This is a genomic window from Kitasatospora sp. NPDC057512, assembly GCF_042802135.1.
Classification (GTDB): domain Bacteria; phylum Actinomycetota; class Actinomycetes; order Streptomycetales; family Streptomycetaceae; genus Kitasatospora.
This window is the reverse complement of record NZ_JBHVET010000969.1, coordinates 1-2,564: the sequence shown is the minus strand read 5'-3', so window position 1 is coordinate 2,564 and position 2,564 is coordinate 1. Positions and strand designations below refer to the sequence as shown.

The window sequence follows — 2,564 nt, the reverse complement described above, 5'->3', positions numbered from 1 at the left end:
CCCCAACGCGAGCATGACCGAGATCGCCGCGGCCGCCGGGGTCGGCAGAGTGACCCTGTACGGGCACTTCTCCTCGCGCGAGGAACTCCTCAGCCAGCTGATGGAACGCGCCCTGACCGAGGTCGCCACCGTGGTCGACGCCACCGACCTCGCCCACGGCCCGGCCGACGAGGCCCTCCTGGCCTTCATCCGGTCCTCCTGGCAACTGCTCGACCGCAACCTGCGCATGCTGCACGCCGCCCGCCACGCACTGCCGGCCGAAGCCGTCCACGGCCACCACACCGGCATCCTCTCGGCGATGGAACAGCTCATCACCCGAGGGCGGCAGGAAGGAACGTTCCGGGATGACCTCCCCGCCCATTGGCTCGTCACCTCCATCTACGCCCTGGTCCAGGCCGCCGGCGACCAGGTCGAGTCGGGCCGCTTCACCTCGGAGGAGGCCCTCGGCGCACTCGAGGCGACCCTCGTCGCCCTGCTGCGCCGGCCGGCCGACTGAGCAACACGCGGGCCGCATAGGGACGGTGAGGTCGTGTACCGCTTCCTGCTGACTCCCCGCTGGCTGGCCGGAGTCACCGTTGCCCTGGCGGCCGTCACGGTCTGCCTCTGGCTCGGCACCTGGCAGCTCGGCCGGTTCCAGGACCGGCTGGCGACCCACCGCGCCACCGACCGCCCGGCCGCCGGGGCCATCCCGCTCGAACAGCTCCTGACCCGGGACCAGCCCCTGGTCACCACCACCACGGTAGGACGCACGGTCCTCGCGACCGGCGGTTACGACACCGCGCACCAGTTGCTCGTGCCGTCCCGCCTCCTCGGGGGCGAGCAGGGCTACTTCGTGCTCACCCCGCTCCGCACCGACGAGGACCCGGCCGTCGCCGTGGTCCGGGGCTGGGCCCCCGACCCGCCGGCCGCCGACCGGGTGCCCGCCGCACCGACCGGCCGGGTCACCGTCACCGGGCGCCTCCAGGCACCGGAGGACAGCGGCCGGCGCGGCGCGATCGCGGGCGGACTGCCGTCCGGGCAACTCGGCACCATCAGCCCGGCCGCCCTGGTCAACCTCCTCCCCTACCCGGTGTACGACGGCTGGGTGGCGGCCGACGCCGCACCGGCCGGCCTCACCCCCGTGGCGGACCTGCGGCCCCAGGACGGCAACGGGCTGACCCTGCGGGCCTTCCAGAACCTCGGCTACACCCTGGAGTGGTTCGTCTTCGCGGGCTTCGTCGTCTTCATGGGGTTCCGCCTGGCACTGCGTGAGGCCGAGGTCGCCCGGGACCGGGCACTCGGCCTCACGGAATCCGCCTCGGTGATCTGATCGATCGTCAATAGTGTTCACCATGGCCAGAGTTCGACTCATGTGGCCGCTCCGCCCCGACGGCCGGGCGCCGCCGGGGCGGGTCCGACGGGCTGTTTCGTTCCGGGAGGCGCGTTACCGTCCGTCTCGTTTCCGGGAGGCGCGTTGCCGGGAGGCGCTGGGGCAGACTGCTCACCATGCGATCAGATGATCAGAGGGACGCCCTGCCCAAGCCCGTCCTGCCGGACCTCGCCGCCGCCCGCGCGATCGGCCCCGAGGCCGCGGTGGAGGCCCGCTGGGAGGGGATCGTCCTGTCCTGGGAATGGCTCCAGCAGGACATCGGGCACGGCCCCGGCAGCTGCCACGACGGCCTGGTCCGGCTGCTGAAGGCCGCCCGCGCCGAGCCCCGGCTGCGCCGGCTCTACCCCTGGACCAGCCACCACGACCTGCACTTCAGCCTCTCGACCACGTACCCGTGGACAGCCGCCGGCGTGCCGTTCGCCGTGCCGCTGGACGGCGGTGGCTACCAGGTCCGCGGCCAGGGCGGCGCCGGGGTGCTCGGGACGCCCGCCACCCCCGAGGAGGCCGTCGCCCTGCTCGTCGAACACCTCCCGCCGGACCTCGGGCCGGTGTTCAACCACCCGGTGGCCGAACCGCGCTGAGGCCGCCGGGGTGGCAGCGCCCCGCACCGGGGGTCACGATGGAAGCCCGGCCACCTCCGGCCCCGGCCCGATCGGAGCGCGATGAGCGACCAGCACAACGTCGTCCTGCTGACCTTCCCCGACGCCGCCGCCTGGCGCCCGGCCTTCGACGAGGCGCAGCACCTGCCGGGCCTGCGGATGGTGGCGGCGATGGAGCGCAGCGCCGACGGGCTGCTGGAGGTCGCGGACACCTTCACCCGGGGCGCGGGGGTGGCGACCGTCGGCTCGGGCGTGCTGGGCGGCCTGATCGGGCTGCTCGGCGGGCCGGTCGGCGTGCTGCTGGGCTTCGCGGCCGGCGCGGCGCTCGGCAACGCGGCCGAGGAGCACCAGGCGAGCGAGGGCGGCGCCGGACTGATCATGCTCTCGCCCCGGGTGCCGGACGGCGGGGCCCTGCTCGCCCTGGAGGTCCGGGAGGCCTCGCCCGCCCCGGCGGACGAGCTGGCCGCCCGGCACGGGGCCTCGGTCGAGCGGATCGACGCGCGCGAGTTCGCCGAGCAGGTCCGGGCGGCCGAGCAGAAGGCGGACGACGCGGGGGCCTCCTGAGCGGCGGGAGCCCGGGGCTCGATGCCCCGGGC

General features: G+C 74.9%; 4 protein-coding genes. All 4 read left to right on the top strand.

All coding sequences use genetic code 11. The annotated features are described in order from the left end of the window. On the top strand, positions 1–496 hold a 496-nt coding region (locus ACFU6K_RS36395), incomplete at its 5' end, for a TetR/AcrR family transcriptional regulator (protein WP_380670535.1). 33 nt (positions 497–529) lie between these two features. Further along, the gene (locus ACFU6K_RS36390; RefSeq protein ID WP_380670533.1) at positions 530–1,309 is read left to right on the top strand and encodes an SURF1 family protein; all 780 of its coding nucleotides are present in this window, start codon (positions 530–532) and stop codon (positions 1,307–1,309) included. A gap of 176 nt (positions 1,310–1,485) precedes the next feature. Further along, positions 1,486–1,950 (top strand): DUF6193 family natural product biosynthesis protein, encoded by a 465-nt coding sequence (locus ACFU6K_RS36385; RefSeq protein WP_380670531.1) that lies wholly within the window; start codon positions 1,486–1,488, stop codon positions 1,948–1,950. An 81-nt stretch (positions 1,951–2,031) separates the two neighbouring features. Next, the gene (locus ACFU6K_RS36380) at positions 2,032–2,532 is read left to right on the top strand and encodes a histidine kinase (protein WP_380670529.1); all 501 of its coding nucleotides are present in this window, start codon (positions 2,032–2,034) and stop codon (positions 2,530–2,532) included. The last annotated feature ends 32 nt before the right edge of the window (positions 2,533–2,564 follow it).